Here is a 16,450-nt window from a genome sequence, read left to right on the forward strand (position 1 = left end):
TAAGGTGGAGCGTACGAGAGAAGTGTGTCGTGGGAGACGACGCAGCAATAGCTATCTGTCGTTCAGCGATCAGCGGCGGTCTCCGCAAGCAGCCAATCCCGAAAGGCGATGAGGGGAGGGTGTTTCGATCGCTCAGGCGGCCATACCAGATAGTAACGCTCTGCGCTTTCCATTGGCAGGTCGATAGCCCGAACGAGTTTGCCGCTCGCCAACTCGTCCTGAATCAGGAACGTCGGCAACAGCGCGATGCCGACGCCCACCATCGTAGCCTGGGAAACCGTGGCAAATTGATCGAAATACATCGTCTGTCCGGATGCACCCGCTATGTTCTGCGCCGAGAACCACTGCTCCCAAGCATTGGGCCGCGTCGAGATGCTGAGCAGTGGTGCGTTCTTGAGATCACCTGCAGCGCGAAATCCATATTGCTTCTTCAACTCGGGGCTGCAGGCAGGAACGACCTGTTCAGACCGTAACAATACCATCTCAATGCCGGGCCAGTCCCGCCGCCCGAAATGGATGGCCGCGTCAAGCGCTTCGGTGCGGAAATCGAAATAGGTCAGTCGCGTTGCAAGATTTATGGTAATGCCCGGGTTCTGCGCGAGAAACTTAGGAAGTCTTGGCGCCAGCCAACGCGTGCCTAAGGTTGGCAAGATCGCCAAATTGAGCGTGCCGCCCTTCGGATTGGCGTGAAGGTTGAAGGAGGCCGTGCTGATCTTGCGCAGCGCCTCGCGAATCTCGCGCGCATAGGCTTCGCCGGCGGTGGTGAGCCGGATAGACTGACGTTCGCGTACAAAGAGCTCGACCTCCAGCTGGTCCTCAAGGAGCTTGATCTGCCGACTGACCGCACTCTGCGTGAGGTTGAGTTCTCTCGCCGCCAACGTTATGCCCCCTGTTCTGGCGGCCGCCTCAAAGGCTGCCAACAGCGCGGTCGAGGGAAGGAATCGGCGGGACGACGTCTGCATAGTCATTTCAATCGAGAATGATCTGTTGAGTAAACATCGTTTGATTACTGCGAAAACACAACCATAATCTGGGCTGTACATACCAAATTGGCATGACTCGGGAAGCGCTGCACAGGGCAGCGACAACCAGTAACGGAGCTATTGATGGTCGCACGACACGTTCATCCTGACAGCATCCGCGACCTGTTCTCGCGCGCAATGTCCGACATGTATCGCGCGGAAGTTCCGCAATACGGGACACTCTTGGAGCTTGTTGCTGACGTAAATGCCGTGACATTGCGCGCCGATTCTGCCTTACGTGCGATGCTCGAACAGGGCTGCGAAATCGAGAGACTGGGTATAGAGCGTCATGGTGCTATCCGGCTGGGCGCGGCCCAAGAGCTGTTTGATATGCGCCGCGTGTTTGCGGTCATGGGCATGTACCCCGTCGGCTATTATGATTTATCGATCGCTGGTGTGCCGGTTCATTCCACTGCCTTTCGTCCTATCGCGGAAGGAGCGCTTCGCCGCAATCCGTTTCGGGTGTTTACATCTCTACTTCGTCTCGACTTGATTGAAGATTTAGCGCTGCGCGCCGAGGCCGAGGCGATCCTGGCTGCTCGCCAAATTTTTACGCCACGTGTTCTCGAACTCGTCGACGTGTTCGAGGCCGAAGGCGGGCTGACTCGGCCGGAAGCGGAGGAGTTCGTTCGCGCGACGCTGGATACCTTTCGCTGGCACAGTGTGGCGACCGTCGACCTTGATACCTATCAAAAGCTGCATCGTACCCACCGCTTGGTTGCTGACATCGTCAGTTTTAAGGGTCCACATATCAACCATCTCACTCCGCGGACTTTGGATATCGATGCCGTCCAGGCGGGCATGCCGCAATGTGGCATTACTCCCAAGGCGGTCATCGAGGGGCCGCCGCGTCGCAAGTGTCCGATCCTCCTGCGGCAAACCAGCTTCAAGGCGTTGGACGAGCCGATCGCCTTCAGCCATAGCGCGGGCAATGTTGCGTCAGGCACTCATACGGCGCGCTTCGGTGAAATCGAGCAGCGCGGCGTCGCGCTCACGACAACGGGGCGGAGCCTTTATGATCAGTTGCTAGCCACTGTTCGTCGCGATGTTCAGCTCGGCGCCCTCGATCCGAATGCGGTAGCTTATGAAGTGGAGCTCTCAGAGCGCTTCCAATCTTTTCCGGACGACTGGGCTGAACTTCGTCGCAGGGGCCTCGCCTTCTTCCGTTATTCGGCAACCGCGACCGGACTCACATCAAGCCCCTGCTGCGAGTCACTGTGCGAACTGATCGCGCGCGGCTTCTTGCGATTTGACCCGATCGTGTATGAGGATTTCCTGCCCGTCAGCGCAGCCGGCATATTCCAGTCAAACCTCGGCACCGATGAGCAGAAGAATTATTCCGCGCACTCCAATCGCGGTCAGTTCGAAGAGGCGCTCGGCGCCGTAGTTCAGGACGAATTGGAGCTCTATGAGAAGGGGGAGAAGGTCTCGCTTGAGCGGGCGCTGAAGCAGCTTGGATCTCCACAAATCGCCTTTGCGTAAAGGAAGAATGCGCGTGACGTGCGCTGCTTTGCGACGCAAGAGCCCCGCAACCTAGTTTCCCGGCATCTGCCAATCACCACGACTCTGGAAGGCCGCAATGTCCATTGAAACGAATATACAAATTGAAGCTAATAAGCTCGATCTGTCGGATGAAGTCGACAGGCTGCTCACGGAGTTTGGCGTCATCAGACCGCGCTACAAACATGGTTCGCTCAAGGTGCGTACCCCGATCACCGGCAAAACCATCGGACAGGTTCAGGAAACAAGCACCAATGATTCTGTCGCCATTATCGAGGCGGCGCATACGGCGTTCCGGGTATGGAGATTGGTGCCGCCGCCAAAGCGCGGCGAGCTTGTACGTTTGCTCGGCGAAGAATTGCGCGCCAACAAAGAGGCTCTGGGCCGGTTGGTCTCGATTGAGGTCGGGAAAATCGTATCGGAGGGGCTTGGTGAAGTCCAGGAGATGATCGATATCTGCGATTTCGCCGTCGGGCTGTCCCGCCAGCTCTATGGCCTCACCATAGCGACCGAACGCGGCGAGCATCGGATGATGGAAAGTTGGCATCCTCTCGGCGCCACCGGTATCATTTCAGCGTTCAATTTTCCAGTTGCGGTGTGGGCGTGGAATGCGGCGCTCGCGCTCGTGTGCGGAAACAGCATCGTCTGGAAGCCGTCAGAGAAGACGCCGTTGACGGCGCTCGTAACCCAGGCGTTGTTTGAACGCGCCGTGACGCGCTTCAACCAGAGCGGCCGGATCGCGCCGGCGGGGCTCTCCGCAGTGCTGTTGGGCGGGCGTGAGATCGGCGAACTTCTCGTCGAGCATCCAAGGGTGGCCTTGGTTTCCGCCACCGGATCGACGGCCATGGGCCGTGCGGTCGGACCGCGGATTGCTCAACGCTTCGCACGCGCGATTCTTGAGCTTGGCGGCAACAACGCCGCGATCGTTGCGCCGACGGCCGATCTGAATTTGACGTTGCGCGGTGTTGCCTTCGCCGCAATGGGCACAGCCGGCCAGCGCTGCACGACGTTGCGCCGCCTGTTCGTTCACGGAAGCATCTACGACGCTTTCCTACCGCGCCTGAAGTGCGCCTACGCATCCGTTACCATTGGCAACCCACTTCATTGCGCAACGCTTGTTGGTCCGCTGATCGATAAGAAAGCCTATCACAGCATGGTACGCGCACTTGAAGACGCAACGTCTGCCGGTGGCACCGTTCATGGCGGTGAGCGCGTAGCCGTCGAGGAGGCGGATGAAGCCTACTATGTCCGTCCTGCCCTGGTCGAGATGGCGTGCCAAACGGGACCGGTTGAGCACGAAACCTTCGCGCCAATCCTCTACGTGATGAAGTACAACGATTTGGACGCGGTACTGGCGTTGCATAACGGCGTTCCGCAGGGCCTCTCATCCTCGATTTTCACCAATGATTTGCGTGAGGCCGAGACGTTCCTGTCGGCGCGTGGTTCTGATTGCGGCATTGCCAACGTCAATATCGGGCCATCTGGAGCCGAAATCGGCGGCGCATTCGGTGGTGAGAAAGAGACCGGCGGCGGGCGTGAATCCGGATCCGATGCATGGAAGGTCTATATGCGGCGCGCGACGAACACTATCAATTACGGCGGGACGCTGCCGCTCGCCCAAGGCGTGAAGTTCGATCTCGTATGAGTGAGGATCACACGTGAACGCTCCCGTTCAACCGCCACCAACCCCATTCCGGCCGGCGAGCCGTCTTGCGCCGATAGGCGTCTCGAAGATCCTGAAGATCACGGGCCTCGCCACGGAGCTCAAGTGTCAGGGGAGGGACGTTATCGTTCTCGGCACAGGCGAGCCCGATTTCGACACACCGCAGCATGTCAAGGACGCGGCGAAGCGCGCGATGGATGCCGGTGCGACCAAATACACGGCATTGGACGGCACGCCTGAACTGAAAGCCGCGATCCGCGCGAAGTTCAAGCGCGACAACGGCCTGGACTTCCGGCAGGACGAAATTACCGTTTCGGCAGGCGCCAAGCAGATCCTCTTCAATGCAATGATGGCGACGCTCGAAGCCGGCGACGAAGTCATCATCCCGACGCCGTACTGGGTAACCTATGCCGACATCGTATTGATCATGGGCGGCAAGCCGGTGTTCGTCCCGTGTCAAGAAAACAACGGTTTCCGCCTCAACCCCGAGGATCTCGCGCGGGCAATCACGCCGCGCACGCGCTGGGTTATTTTGAACTCACCGTCCAATCCAACCGGTGCGGCCTATTCGGAGGCAAACTACCGACCGATCCTGGACGTGTTGCTGAAGCATCCTGACGTCTGGCTCATGGTGGACGACATCTACGAGCATATCGTCTACGGCGACTTCCGTTTCGTGACGCCGGCCGCGATCGAGCCTTCCCTCCGCGACCGCACCCTGACGGTCAACGGTGTCTCCAAGGCCTATGCCATGACGGGCTGGCGGATTGGCTATGCGGGCGGCCCGAGCCCGCTCATTCGCGCCATGGCGGTCGTCCAGAGTCAATCGACGTCGTGTCCATCGTCGATCAGCCAGGCTGCCGCCATCGCAGCGCTGTACAGCCCGGTGGATATAGTCGCGGAGCGATGCCGCTCGTTCCAACTGCGACGCGATCTCGTGGTGGCTGCACTGAACGGAATCGAAGGTATTACCTGTCGTATGCCCGAGGGTGCGTTCTACACATTCGCCAGTTGCGCGGGAGTGATGGGCAGGAAGACGCCGGATGGCGAATGCATCAACAGCGATGCCGATTTCGCGGAATATCTCCTGCGTAGTGTCGGCGTCGCCGTGGTACCGGGATCTGCGTTCGGGCTGGGCCCGCATTTTCGCATCTCTTACGCCACTTCGGCTTCGGAGCTCAAGGAAGCCTGCCAGCGGATTGCGGTTGCGACGGGTCGACTGGGTTAACCATGTGGGTCTTCGTACAACGGAGCGTGGTTGGTGATTGTGACTTCCTGAGGCCGACCGTCCCCTGATCGATCTTCCGAGTTGTTCGTCGTACTGTTCCTCCCTCGACGAACGAAACTGGCCGCTCCGTTTTTGCGGAGCGGCCCCTTTTTTTCGAACCTCGACCCTCCAATTGGCCTCATCGTTAATCGAGTTGGATGACTGACCTATGAACAAATCAATCTATAGCGGGCCCGTGTTCGAAATGGCTACGAAGCAATTCGAGCGGGTTGCCGATCACCTCCAAATCCTGGAGATGGACAGGGACCGACTGCTGTATCCGAAGCGCGCAATCGCTGTCTCGTGCCCAATTCACAGGGATGACGGCCGCACAGAGGTCTATCAGGGCTACCGTGTACAACATCACCTTACTCTGGGGCCAACCAAGGGCGGAACGCGGTTCGCGCCATCGGTCGATATTGGTGAAGTCGCCGCCTTGGCCATTTGGATGAGCTGGAAATGTGCGCTCGCGGGTCTTCCCTACGGTGGGGCAAAAGGGGGCATTACTGTGGATCCGTATTCGTTGTCACCGCGCGAGCTGCAGGCGCTGTCCCGACGCTACATGCAGGAGATGATTCCTTTTGTCGGTCCACATACCGACGTTATGGCTCCCGATATGGGCACCAACGAGCAGATCATGGCATGGTTTATGGATACCTATTCGATGTACCAGGGGCAAACGATTAACGAGATCGTCACGGGAAAACCAATATCAACAGGAGGCACGCTGGGCCGCCGCGAAGCTACGGGTCGGGGAGTTGCTTATCTGGTCGGTCGCGCGCTCGAGCACCTTGGGATTGCCGCGGGCAACGCGACGGCCATTGTGCAAGGTTTCGGCAATGTCGGGTCGGTTACAGCGTATTCCCTTGCCGAACGAGGGGTTAAGATCGTCGGTGTCAGTGATCACACGGCCGCATACTATGATCCCGCCGGTCTCGATGTTGGTGAGCTACAACGTCACATTGCGGAACGCGGACGGTTTTCGGGGTTCTCCGCTCAGAGCCTAATTGACCCATCCGAGCTGTTGGTCAGAACGTGCGATGTCCTCGTACCGGCCGCGATCGAGCAGGTCATTACTGGCGACAATGCCTCGCAACTAAAGTGTCGCATTCTAGCCGAGGGCGCTAATGGTCCAACCACACCCGAGGCTGACTCTATACTGGATCAACGAGGCGGTGAGATATTTGTATTGCCTGACATTCTCTGCAACTCAGGAGGAGTCATCGTCAGCTATTTCGAATGGGTGCAAGATCTCCAGCGGCTGTTTTGGGAGGAAGCCGAGGTATTCGATCGCCTGCACCGAATTCTCGAGCGCTCCTTTCAGCAAACGATAGCTCGCGCAAGGCGCGATCGCATCTCGCATCGAATGGCGGCGATGGCAATTGGCGTCAGCGTGGTGCAATCTGCCAAGCGAACCAGAGGCCTTTTTCCTTGATCTTCTTGGTTTGCATGCTCCGATCAGTGTGACGAGACGGGAAGCTCGGTGAGACGGCGGATTGTGTGGAGACTGGCACAGGCGTCAGGATGGAAGAATACAGTTCGTTCCGCGGAACTCACTGATCTTCTCGCGGCCTACAGGAAAAGCAGGTCGCCCCGGCATCGAGTGCCGTTGCGTCATCCGGCCGCTGTTGCTCAAGCACATCTACGGCTTGCCCGGAGGGGCCTGCCAGCGCTGGGTCGACGGTCCGTATTTGCGCCACTTCATCGCTCTGAGTTTTTCCAGCACGAGTCTCTGAACTCAGCTATTCCGGCGAGGCGTTCCCTACCAAGATGACAGAGACGAGCACGCGTTATGGGTGGCCGCTCACCAAGAAGTGGCGAATCAAACGAGGCTGGAGAGTCAGACGGAAGCTAAAGCGACGCCTCAGCCAATCCGCTCCAAGCCCTTGGTAAAGCGCGGACCGACATAGAACTTTGCCGTGTTGCCCATTCGTGCGACCTGGGCGTTCCATCGAGCGTGCGGATCACGTGCGCAGGCGAACCGATGATCAGCGAGCGCCCGGCAAACTTCTTGCCCCCGGTGATGACGGATCCCGCGCCGACAATACTGTTGCGGCTGATCCTGGCGCCATTCATCACGATCGCCCATGCCGACAAGCGCGCCATCCTCGAGCGTGCAGCCGTGAAAGATGACGTTGAGGCCTAGGGTGCAATTCTTCCCGATGACGAGCGGAAAGCCATCCTGCACGTGGGAGCCTTCGCCGACCTCGATCCCGTCATTGTCGCCGCGCCGAACAAGACATTGGTGCTGGGTTTCAACCGCACGCAGCCGATCACGGTGCGGTGTCGGCAATGAAATAGTTGCCATCGGCGGGAAGGTCGGTCGCCTGCCCATCGAGCTCGTAGATCGCCATCAAGGCCTCTCATGCAAGATCTTGGCATAGCAAGACGAAGATTCTCAAAAAAGGCTGCGCGCCGAGCGTTGGTCAGACCAGCACGGCGGCAGAGCGCAACGTCAAAGGAAGAAGGTGCGTTCATGATGATTCAGAAGCCCGCGGTGATGGGCGCCATCATCACGAATTCGAAGCGGCCGGCCTCCCGCTGCCGCCGGTGCATACGATGTCGGAGTGAATATCCTCTAAGAATCGACAGCAACGAAACGATCTTCGGTTGTCGACTTGTAGACCGCCTCGAGCGCAGCGATCCCTCTGACTACCTCCTGGATAGGGATCGGATATTCTGTCCCGTCTACAACAAAGCGGGCGAAAGCCTCCAGTTCTGCGCGTTCGATGTCAACCGCATCGAACTGAGTCGTCTCCGTATCTTGGCCTATTGGCGCGAATGTGAGCTGTTGATAGCCATGCATCTCAGCCCAGCCGTTCGTTCCGAACACCTGCAGTCTCCAATTCCGCCCAGTCGCGGTCATCGTACTTAGGTACCCGGTACAGCCGCTTGCGAATTCGATCTGGACGTCGGTCGTGTCGTCCAAATCTATCTCCAGGATCTGCCTTCGTGATCTCGCTCTCACGCCCGCGATCGGGCCGGCGAGACCGATCATCGCATCCAAAACGTGGATGCCCATGAGCGTCATGCCGCCAGCGGGAGTTTCCGACCCATGCGCGCGCCAATCCTCAGGCGCAAACTGCATGCCGAATGGTCCGGAAAAATTGCCCTCAAGATGTAGAATACGCCCGAGTCGGCCGTCAGCTAAAAGGCCTTGCAAGCGCGAATACGCCGGCAGGAACCTGCGATTAAATCCGACCGCCAGTTGCTTTCCAGCGCGCCCAGCAGCATCTATTGCTTTCAAGGCTCCAGCGACGTCAAGTGCGAGCGGCTTCTCGACGAAGATGCTTAGACCGGCTGCCGCCGCCTGGCAGATCTGATCGACATGCTCGCTGTGAGGTGATGCAATTATGACGCTGTCAACAGATTTCAGAAGGTCCTGGTAGCTATCGAAAAGCGTCAGGCCTTCCTGCTGACAGAATGCGTGGTGGTTATTCGGTGAGCGCGTATAGCCTGCTGTAAAATGTACCAGAGTACTCTTCGGCTCTCCGTCCTTCTGGATTGCCCCTACCAACCTCCGGCCCCATTGACCGAGCCCTACGATTCCTAGTTTCAGCATAAGTCACCTGCCCAAACGATTGTGTGTTTTCCAGTTGCGAGATCATACAAGAAAGAATCGGGGTCTATACCGCTCGATGATCGACAGTCGCTTGATACGATCACCCATCACGTCGATTGCCGATCCGGCCGCGGTCCAAAGCCCTGCTATTTGCAATGGACATCAATGTTATCCTCGAAATCAGTCAATCCTTCACTCAAAGCACCAGTTAATCAGTCTTCGGTTTACGTGCAGCTCAGGCCGCTTTAAGCCACTCGGCAAGTCGTTCACCGACCATCATGCAGGTGGCATTCAAGTTCGAGCTGACTACGAAGGGCATGACCGATGCATCGGCAATGTAGAGATTTTGCACGCCGCGCACAGCCAGCCTGCTGTCGACGACAGATGACGGACCTGCACCCATTTTGCAGGTTCCGGCAGGGTGATAGATTCCCCGCGCCGTCTCTTTAATGAACGTTTTCAGTTCATCATCGCTCTGAAGTGATGGGCCGGGCTTGTACTCCCCGACAACGTGGTTTCGAAGCGGGGCGGTATGGAAAATCTCTCTCACGATTCGATGTCCGGCGATGAGGGTGTCAAGATCTCGCTCGTCAGCGAAGAGATCAGGATGTATTTTAAGTGGCTCTCGAAAATCAGGTGAATCCAATTCAAGATAGCCGGAGGAATAGGGTCGGTGAACGTTGACGATTGCCATAACGGCAGGTCGGTCTAGAGATTGCGCTCCATTTAGGCTCATTTCATAAGCACCAGGCGTGAACAGGACCTGAAAGCGCGAAAGCCGGTCCGGGCGATCCATCTTTCGCGCGAGTACAACCTGCGTCATGGGACTCGCGGCCGCGCCTTTTCCAAAGAACAACCATTGTAAGCCGGCGGCCAGCTTCTCTATCGGTCCAACTACCATGTTTAGCGTCTTAATATCGACCCAAGCCACATGCCGCGTGCCGGCGTGATCTTGCAAATTGCGACCGACTCCGGGAGCATCAATCAAAACGTCGATGCCCATACGACGCAATTGCTCGGAAGGCCCGATTCCCGACAACATGAGAATGTGCGGAGTGCCGAATACGCCGCCGCTCAATACAACACCCCTTCGAGCCTTGAAGGCAGTGCGATCATTACCTCTGACAACTTCGATGCCTGTCGCTTTGCGGTTCTCGAACAGAACTCGCTGAACTTGTGTATGCAACAAAAGGCGGAAATTGCGCCGTTTGCGCGCGGGCCAAACATAAGAACGCGCCGCGCTGTATCGCGAGCCCCTTAGCTGCGACACTTGAGCGAAGCCGACACCCTCGTACTCTCCATTGTTCAGATCGGATATGTGCTTGGCGCCATGGCGGACGCATGCCTCCAGAAAGATTTTCGACATCGGATGTGCGGACCTCAAGAAGGACACGGGCTGAAAGCCGCGGTCTCCCCGCGTCGGACTCCCACCGCCCTCAAATCTCTCCGACGTGCGAAAATAGGGCAGGACGCTTCGATAATCCCAGCCCTCATTGCCAAGTGATGCCCAAGCTTCGAAATCCTCGGCACTGCCGCGGAGGAAACACATTGCATTGATTGAGCTTGTTCCCCCCAGAACCTTTCCACGAGGCATGTAGTCGCACTGCCCCGCCCGCGTTCGATCAGGCTCGGCGGTGAAGCACCAGTCATAATTCGGATCGCCAAATAGCGAACTCACCAGGCCAGGCATCACGACTTTGAGTGATTTGTCGGACCCACCGGCTTCCACGAGAAGCACCGATAGATTCGTATCGTCAGACAATCTCGACGCTACGACGCTCCCGGCCGAACCCGAGCCCACTACGATGTAGTCGAACTCAAATTGCACGCGCGCTCCAAACTTTCATTGGCCGAGGGGTGCGAGGTGCTCGTGATCGGCGGCAGCTTCATCGGACTCAAGCTTCCGATCCGATTGGGGCAGCAGCCCTGCCGCCCTGTGCAGACTGGCTATCTGCACTAATGAACGTTAGGTCCTGCCGCCGCCAATACCAATTTCGGAAGAAACAATACCGGACTGGAATTGATGCGCCTGGTCCGATCCTGAGATCGGAGACCAGCCACATTTGACGGACATAATTGACCGGCAGAGGCGGACGATCCTTACGGAACGTGTCATTCCGCGTTTGGCAAACCTTGGTCGCGAGACAGGTGGCATATGGCAAAATGGCATTGTCTGGTGGTTCGACTACGACCACACACCGGCAGCCAAATTCGGGCATTGCGATTGGATCGCAGACATAAGACGAACGATATCGTCGCCTTGCTCTTGTGCGCGAGAGGCGAGCTCGTCTGCGTCGACCCTTGAAAACTCCCTTCCGGCAACCATCGTGGCCAGTCGGGTTAGGTGAGGAGCAAACGATCCTATTGACAATGTATAGGAGCAAGTGGTCCAAACCCTCCAACAACTGGAGACTGCTCAGACATGTCCGACGTGAATGACATTCGTCAACGGCTGATTTCGGCCGCTACTGAGATCGCCGGGACAAGCGGAATTCTTTCGTCGCCCTCCGACACGGTTGGCTACCTCACAGATTGGCGCCGCCGGTATGCCGGCCAAGCATTGGCCGTGGTGCTGCCGGGGAGTGTAGAGCAGGTTTCCCAACTCATTAAGGTGTGTAGCGGTCTTGGGGTCGCGATCGTGCCGCAGGCGGGAAATACCGGTCTGACCGGAGGCGCTATCCCCCTTGAAGACGGGCCTTCGATGATCCTCAACGTCTCAAAATTGAACCGAGTGAGAGAGGTAGACAGTCTGAATAATTCGGTCATTGCCGAGGCAGGCTGTATCTTGGCAACTCTTCGGGAAACCGTGGAAGGGGCTGGCAGGTTGTTTCCAATGCTCCTTGGAAGTGTGGGCAGTTGTCAGGTTGGGGGGCTTGTTTCCACAAACGCCGGGGGAACCGGTGTTCTTCGTTATGGGAACATGCGCGACCTTGTCTTGGGGCTGGAAGTCGTTCTGCCAGACGGTAGCATCTGGAATGGCCTAAAGGTCCTTCGCAAGGATAATTCGGGATATGATCTTAAGCAGCTCTTCATTGGCGCGGAAGGAACGTTGGGAATCGTGACTGCTGCCGCTCTGAAACTCTTCCCGTTGCCGATAAGCAGCGGAACGGCAATGGTTTCATTGTCGAGCATGCAGGCGGCAGTAGATCTCCTAAAACTCTTCGCAGATCGTACAGGCAATAAGGTCGAGGCCTTCGAGATCATTTCGAAGGGGCAGCTGGAGTGCGTCCTCGCTCATTCCGAGAAGCGACAGTCCCCCCTGGAGCTGACATTGCCATGGTATGTCTTGATCGAGCTCGCCGATGGCAGCATTGATTGGGACCCTGGACGACTATTTGAGCTTATTCTGGGCGAAGCAATCGAACGCAACCTAGTACATGATGCAGTCATCGCTTCTGATTCAACCAAGGCTCAACGGCTATGGGAGCTGAGGCACAACATCTCTGAATCGAATGTGCGAAAAGGGTTCTCCGTAACCAACGATACGTCCGTTCCGATTTCAAAGGTGCCGGCGTTCATAGAGAAAGTGGATGAACGGCTGACTAAGACCTTTGAAGCCTCAGACGTATTTTACTGCGGACACATCGGCGATGGAAATATCCATGTCATCGTTGTCTTCGATAGGGCCTTCTACGACACTGCCGAAAAAAGAGAGAATGCGGCTGCGCTCGCCAATCTCATTGTCCACGAGGTAAGTGTCGAGCTGGGCGGCAGCATCAGCGCCGAGCATGGGATCGGAATGATGCATGTAAGAGAACTTGAAAAATTCAAGGACAATCTCGACCTTGAGATGATGGCCAGGATCAAGAGAGCATTTGATCCTGGGAATATAATGAACCCAGGCAAGATATTGCGGTCTGATCGCGTGAATCGCATTGGTGTCTAGCAGGCATCTTCGCCCTCCAAAGGAACCGCAAGAGGTAACAAGGATATGCAATTTGTTTGCGCCGTGCACCGCGATGCCATTCGCGTCGGAGTGGTTTCAGGCGAGGAAGTCGTTCTCCTTCCGAGCACTTCAATGATCTGCTGGAAATCATAGAAGGCGGGGCGCAGTCCCTGGCGGAGGAGCGCCTCATAGGCGAGCAGGATGCCGAGCGCGCGTCATTGGCGGAGCTGGCGCTCCTGCCGCCTGTTCGACGGTTTCGCCGTGACATACTTTGCACGGGGTGGAACTATTTCGATCATTTCAACGAGGGCCAAGGAAAGCGCGAGGGCCAAGATGCCAAGGAGGGTGCCGAAGGCGCCGACATTTTTCACCAAAGGTCCGGATACCGTTGTTGGGTCCCGTGATCCCATCGCGTTCGACTCTGAGATTTCGAGCAAGTGGGACTACGAAGCGGAGCTGGCTGTGGTCATCGGGAAGACGGGCCGCAGCATCGCTGGGAGCGAAGCCGCCGGCTACATTTTCGGCTATTGTCTGGCGAATGACATTTCGCAGCGTGACTTGCAACGGCGTCATGGCGGACAGTGGCTGATGGATAAGAGCATCGACGGAACGATGCCTATCGGACCGTACATCGTGACGGCTGACGAAGTCGATCTCGGTGCAGTCCGCCCGCAATGCCTCTTAAATGGAGAGATCCGGCAGGACGCTCTCATTTCCCAAATGGCCTTTCCGGTTGAGAAGCTAATCGCCGAGCTATCATTTGGAATGACTTTGAGGCCGGGCGATATTTTGTTGACGGGCACGCCAGCGGCGTCGGCCTTGCCCAGACTCCCCCAATCTTCCTGACCGAGGGGGATGAAGTTGTGGTGCGCGCGACAGGTCTGGGCGAACTGCGAAACCGGCTTAAACGCGTCGATCTCCTTGGCAATTCCGACGTCTCGATCGGGTGAGCGCGTCGATTTTGAGCTTTCGGATCCGTCGGATACAGACCGCGTTATCTTGGATCAAGCCAACCAATCTCTGGCGTTATTGCGCTGGCTCGCCTAAAACCGCGATATGCAGGTTCGCTACGGGGAAATCAAGACCGGCCGGTCATATCTTTCTGACGGGGCATCGGCTGGAGCGCGTCGGCTAGGCTTTGGATTGTAGTCCGATAGACGGATCGGAGATATCGCGTGGGTTCATTGGATCTGGTCGAGGAGATCAAAGAGATTTGCGCCGATCTGTCCGGACAGGCGGTGGATGCGGCCCATTATCTGATCAACAATCCGGACGAAGTCGCCTTTCATTCGATGCGGGAGATCGCTCGGCGCGCAAACGTCCCCCCTGTGAGTCTCGTCCGGTTGGCGCAACGATTGGGTTTGGCGGGCTACAGCGAGCTGCGGGACCGATTCATCGATATCATGCGAGATCGTCAGCAGAGGGATCGCATGTCGATCACCCGCAACGAGCAAAGCGCAAGAGCGCTAATCCGCAAAATGGGCGAAGGCGCTGGACTGGAGGACTTTGTCGAATCATTTTTCGCAGCTGAGCTGGATGTCGTAAGACGAGCTCGTGCGCACTTGTCCGAGGAAAAGCTGAGAGAAGCGGTCGATCTCTTGGCGAACGCGCAAAAGGTATTTGTATATGGCAGGAGAACAGCGTTCACTCCAGCATATACGTTGGCCTATACTTTGCGAAAGGCGAGGCCAAACGTCATCCTGCTGGATAGCCCGGGAGGGGCACCGGAGAGCGTTTTGGAAGACCTCTCGCCAGGCGATGCGTTTGTCGCGGTAACCTTTGCGCCCTTCAATCGATTGGTTCACCGGCTGACCGAGAAGGCGTCGCTATCGGACGCTCGCGTCATAGCAATCACCGACAGCTTTGCTGCACCTGTCGGCGAGTTTGCTGGTCGTCTACATTTTGTAGCGCAAACATCCGGACAAGCATTTCCAGAGTCAATGCTTGGGGCCATCGCCGTGGCCCAACTACTGGCGGCCTTAACAATCAGCAGCCTGGGCGAGTCTGCGCAGAATCGGATCCGTGAGAATGAGCAGTTTCTGGTCGGATCTGGTGAGTATCTCCTGTCCGGTGAGGTTGCCAAGCGGCGCCGGGCGCCTACCGCTGCTTCGCGAAAGCGCTCCTTGAACAGCAAGCGAACGGTGCGCTAGTCGGGCCATCGATCTTGAACACTCCAGCCCTTGCGCGCTGCGCAGTAGGTGGACACCGCTGCTGCGGTGCGCACGTCGATGTCGACGCCCGCGTAGAAGCGATCTCGACAGGAATGAGATCATACGATCGGCAATGGGAGCTAGTGATCCCTCGGCCTCCGTACCTAAGCTTGCAGCACAGTGGGCACTCGAGCCGCGGTACCGCGCCGCCGCGAACAACGAGCCCGATGGGATGCACGCTGACTTCATGATCGCCATGCCGGCGATTTTGGGAGCGGAATGTGCCGCCTGCGCAGGTGGGAGATAGGAGCGCCGAGCGGAACTTGGTGCCGGAAAACTCCTCACCGGCCACGAACAGCGATAGCCCGATTACGAACTGGACTGCGACGGCGGGCGGTCTTCTCGCAGTTAGAGCAGAGTGCTCTCGTGATCCCATGCCGACCTTAAAAAAAGACGGTCTATAATTCCAATTTGCTATTGATCGTTCCGAAATCGGTATTGGCATCGCCGACGCGGTTCGCGCAATGTCTCAGCCATGGTTGGTAGTCACTTGGACACGCAAACGCCAGGGGGAGATTCGATGGAGTGCTCGGCGTGCTTGCCGGTCTTGAGCTCGCTAGAGCACTCAATCGAAGCAACGTGACAACGAACGTGCAAACGAAATCGTAAACTGGACCAATGAAGGGGGTTCGGTGGCCGGGCTTGACAGGGAGCTCCGTCTATGCCGGGCGACTGAAGCTAGATACGGCGCTGGCATTTGCTGATCGCTGCGGCTTGACGATCGGTGGAGAGCTGGCTCGCATCGGCTATGCTGGCGAAGCTCCAGTTGGGGGTCGAGAGATCGATAGCTATTTCGAACTTCACATTGAGCAAGGATCGGTGTTGGAGGTCCATCAGATCCCAATTGGAGTCGTCCGCAATAATTCGTGGGTGGGTGGTGGAGTGATCGAGATCCATGGCGAGAACGGGCATACGCAAACCACCCCGATGTCTCGGCGGCGTAACGCACTTGTCGGCGCCGCGAAACTCATCTTAGGTATCGAAGATATAGGCGCTTCGCGCGAGCCGCACGGGATGGTTAGTGCCACCGTAATCGACAGCTGGCCCAACAACCGGATCAACATTCCACATCTGAGCAAGATCGGCTTTTTGATCGTTCAAGCAACTTCCGAGGGACGACACGAAATATTGGAGAAGAATGCGGCACTAGTGGCTCTGCACAGTGAATTTGACAGGTTGCGTCGGGCGGTCAGATTAGCTCTGGCAGGTGTTTCGGATCAACGAGGACCTCGATGCTGCGAGGCGTCCTTGGCTGCCTTGTGATGAGGCCGGCTCGTTCCAGCGTCAGCACCATCTGGTGAACCGAGGGCGGGCTGACACGGAAATATTCCTGCATGTCG

11 protein-coding genes and 2 pseudogenes are annotated in these 16,450 nt (G+C 57.3%); 8 read left to right on the forward strand and 5 right to left on the reverse strand.

The genetic code is table 11. The features are described from left to right. Positions 1-62: 62 nt before the first annotated feature. Positions 63-968, reverse strand: coding sequence for a LysR substrate-binding domain-containing protein (locus tag IVB22_RS31790; RefSeq protein ID WP_247521115.1), 906 nt, complete (start codon positions 966-968; stop codon positions 63-65). Positions 969-1,106: 138 nt separating this feature from the next. Here IVB22_RS31790 and IVB22_RS31795 point away from each other — a divergent pair, with 138 nt between their 5' ends. From IVB22_RS31795 to IVB22_RS31815, 5 genes and pseudogenes are all read left to right on the forward strand, one after another. Beyond that, the gene (locus IVB22_RS31795) at positions 1,107-2,504 is read left to right on the forward strand and encodes a VOC family protein (RefSeq protein WP_247521116.1); all 1,398 of its coding nucleotides are present in this window, start codon (positions 1,107-1,109) and stop codon (positions 2,502-2,504) included. Positions 2,505-2,601: 97 nt separating this feature from the next. Continuing rightward, entirely contained in the window at positions 2,602-4,167 is a 1,566-nt protein-coding gene (locus IVB22_RS31800; RefSeq protein ID WP_247521117.1) for an aldehyde dehydrogenase family protein, read from the forward strand. Positions 4,168-4,180: 13 nt separating this feature from the next. After that, a complete protein-coding gene (locus IVB22_RS31805; RefSeq protein ID WP_247521118.1) occupies positions 4,181-5,413 on the forward strand; it encodes a pyridoxal phosphate-dependent aminotransferase in 1,233 nt (410 codons plus the stop codon). Between the two features lie 208 nt (positions 5,414-5,621). Next, entirely contained in the window at positions 5,622-6,887 is a 1,266-nt protein-coding gene (locus tag IVB22_RS31810) for a Glu/Leu/Phe/Val dehydrogenase (protein ID WP_247521119.1), read from the forward strand. Positions 6,888-7,038: 151 nt separating this feature from the next. Then, positions 7,039-7,178 (forward strand): annotated as a pseudogene (locus IVB22_RS31815) (IS5/IS1182 family transposase); the annotation flags it as partial. A 138-nt stretch (positions 7,179-7,316) separates the two neighbouring features. On the opposite strand, the pseudogene IVB22_RS31820 reads toward IVB22_RS31815, so the two are convergent. The 3 genes and pseudogenes from IVB22_RS31820 to IVB22_RS41720 all read right to left on the reverse strand — a co-directional run bounded on the left by IVB22_RS31820 (position 7,317) and on the right by IVB22_RS41720 (position 10,842). Continuing rightward, positions 7,317-7,806, reverse strand: a pseudogene (locus IVB22_RS31820) (gamma carbonic anhydrase family protein). Between the two features lie 224 nt (positions 7,807-8,030). Beyond that, positions 8,031-9,014, reverse strand: a complete 984-nt coding sequence (locus tag IVB22_RS31825; RefSeq protein ID WP_247521120.1) for a Gfo/Idh/MocA family protein — start codon at positions 9,012-9,014, stop codon at positions 8,031-8,033. Between the two features lie 235 nt (positions 9,015-9,249). Beyond that, complete coding sequence (locus tag IVB22_RS41720) at positions 9,250-10,842, reverse strand: GMC family oxidoreductase (protein WP_247521121.1); 1,593 nt, start codon at positions 10,840-10,842, stop codon at positions 9,250-9,252. 594 nt (positions 10,843-11,436) lie between these two features. On the opposite strand from IVB22_RS41720, the gene IVB22_RS31835 reads away from it, so the two are divergent. The 3 genes from IVB22_RS31835 (at position 11,437) to IVB22_RS31845 (ending at position 15,050) form a co-directional block, all read left to right on the forward strand. Continuing rightward, positions 11,437-12,900, forward strand: a complete 1,464-nt coding sequence (locus IVB22_RS31835) for an FAD-binding oxidoreductase (RefSeq protein ID WP_247521122.1) — start codon at positions 11,437-11,439, stop codon at positions 12,898-12,900. Positions 12,901-13,101: 201 nt separating this feature from the next. After that, positions 13,102-13,746 (forward strand): fumarylacetoacetate hydrolase family protein, encoded by a 645-nt coding sequence (locus IVB22_RS31840; protein WP_247521123.1) that lies wholly within the window; start codon positions 13,102-13,104, stop codon positions 13,744-13,746. Positions 13,747-14,075: 329 nt separating this feature from the next. Beyond that, entirely contained in the window at positions 14,076-15,050 is a 975-nt protein-coding gene (locus IVB22_RS31845; RefSeq protein WP_247521124.1) for a MurR/RpiR family transcriptional regulator, read from the forward strand. 738 nt (positions 15,051-15,788) lie between these two features. Here IVB22_RS31845 and IVB22_RS31850 read toward each other — a convergent pair. Continuing rightward, a complete protein-coding gene (locus IVB22_RS31850; protein ID WP_247521125.1) occupies positions 15,789-16,022 on the reverse strand; it encodes a hypothetical protein in 234 nt (77 codons plus the stop codon). Positions 16,023-16,450: the final 428 nt, after the last annotated feature.

The sequence above is a fragment of the Bradyrhizobium sp. 190 genome (assembly GCF_023073415.1).
Classification (GTDB): domain Bacteria; phylum Pseudomonadota; class Alphaproteobacteria; order Rhizobiales; family Xanthobacteraceae; genus Bradyrhizobium.

Bases quoted from the DNA above. Each gene is read 5' to 3' on its own strand.
- IVB22_RS31835 (WP_247521122.1), top strand. From the start codon at position 11,437: ATGTCCGACGTGAATGACATTCGTCAACGGCTGATTTCGGCCGCTACT.
- IVB22_RS31800 (WP_247521117.1), top strand. From the start codon at position 2,602: ATGTCCATTGAAACGAATATACAAATTGAAGCTAATAAGCTCGATCTG.
- IVB22_RS31850 (WP_247521125.1), bottom strand. From the start codon at position 16,022: ATGCCCGTTCTCGCCATGGATCTCGATCACTCCACCACCCACCCACGA.
- IVB22_RS31825 (WP_247521120.1), bottom strand. From the start codon at position 9,014: ATGCTGAAACTAGGAATCGTAGGGCTCGGTCAATGGGGCCGGAGGTTG.
- IVB22_RS31795 (WP_247521116.1), top strand. From the start codon at position 1,107: ATGGTCGCACGACACGTTCATCCTGACAGCATCCGCGACCTGTTCTCG.
- IVB22_RS31790 (WP_247521115.1), bottom strand. From the start codon at position 968: ATGACTATGCAGACGTCGTCCCGCCGATTCCTTCCCTCGACCGCGCTG.
- IVB22_RS31840 (WP_247521123.1), top strand. From the start codon at position 13,102: ATGCCGAGCGCGCGTCATTGGCGGAGCTGGCGCTCCTGCCGCCTGTTC.
- IVB22_RS31810 (WP_247521119.1), top strand. From the start codon at position 5,622: ATGAACAAATCAATCTATAGCGGGCCCGTGTTCGAAATGGCTACGAAG.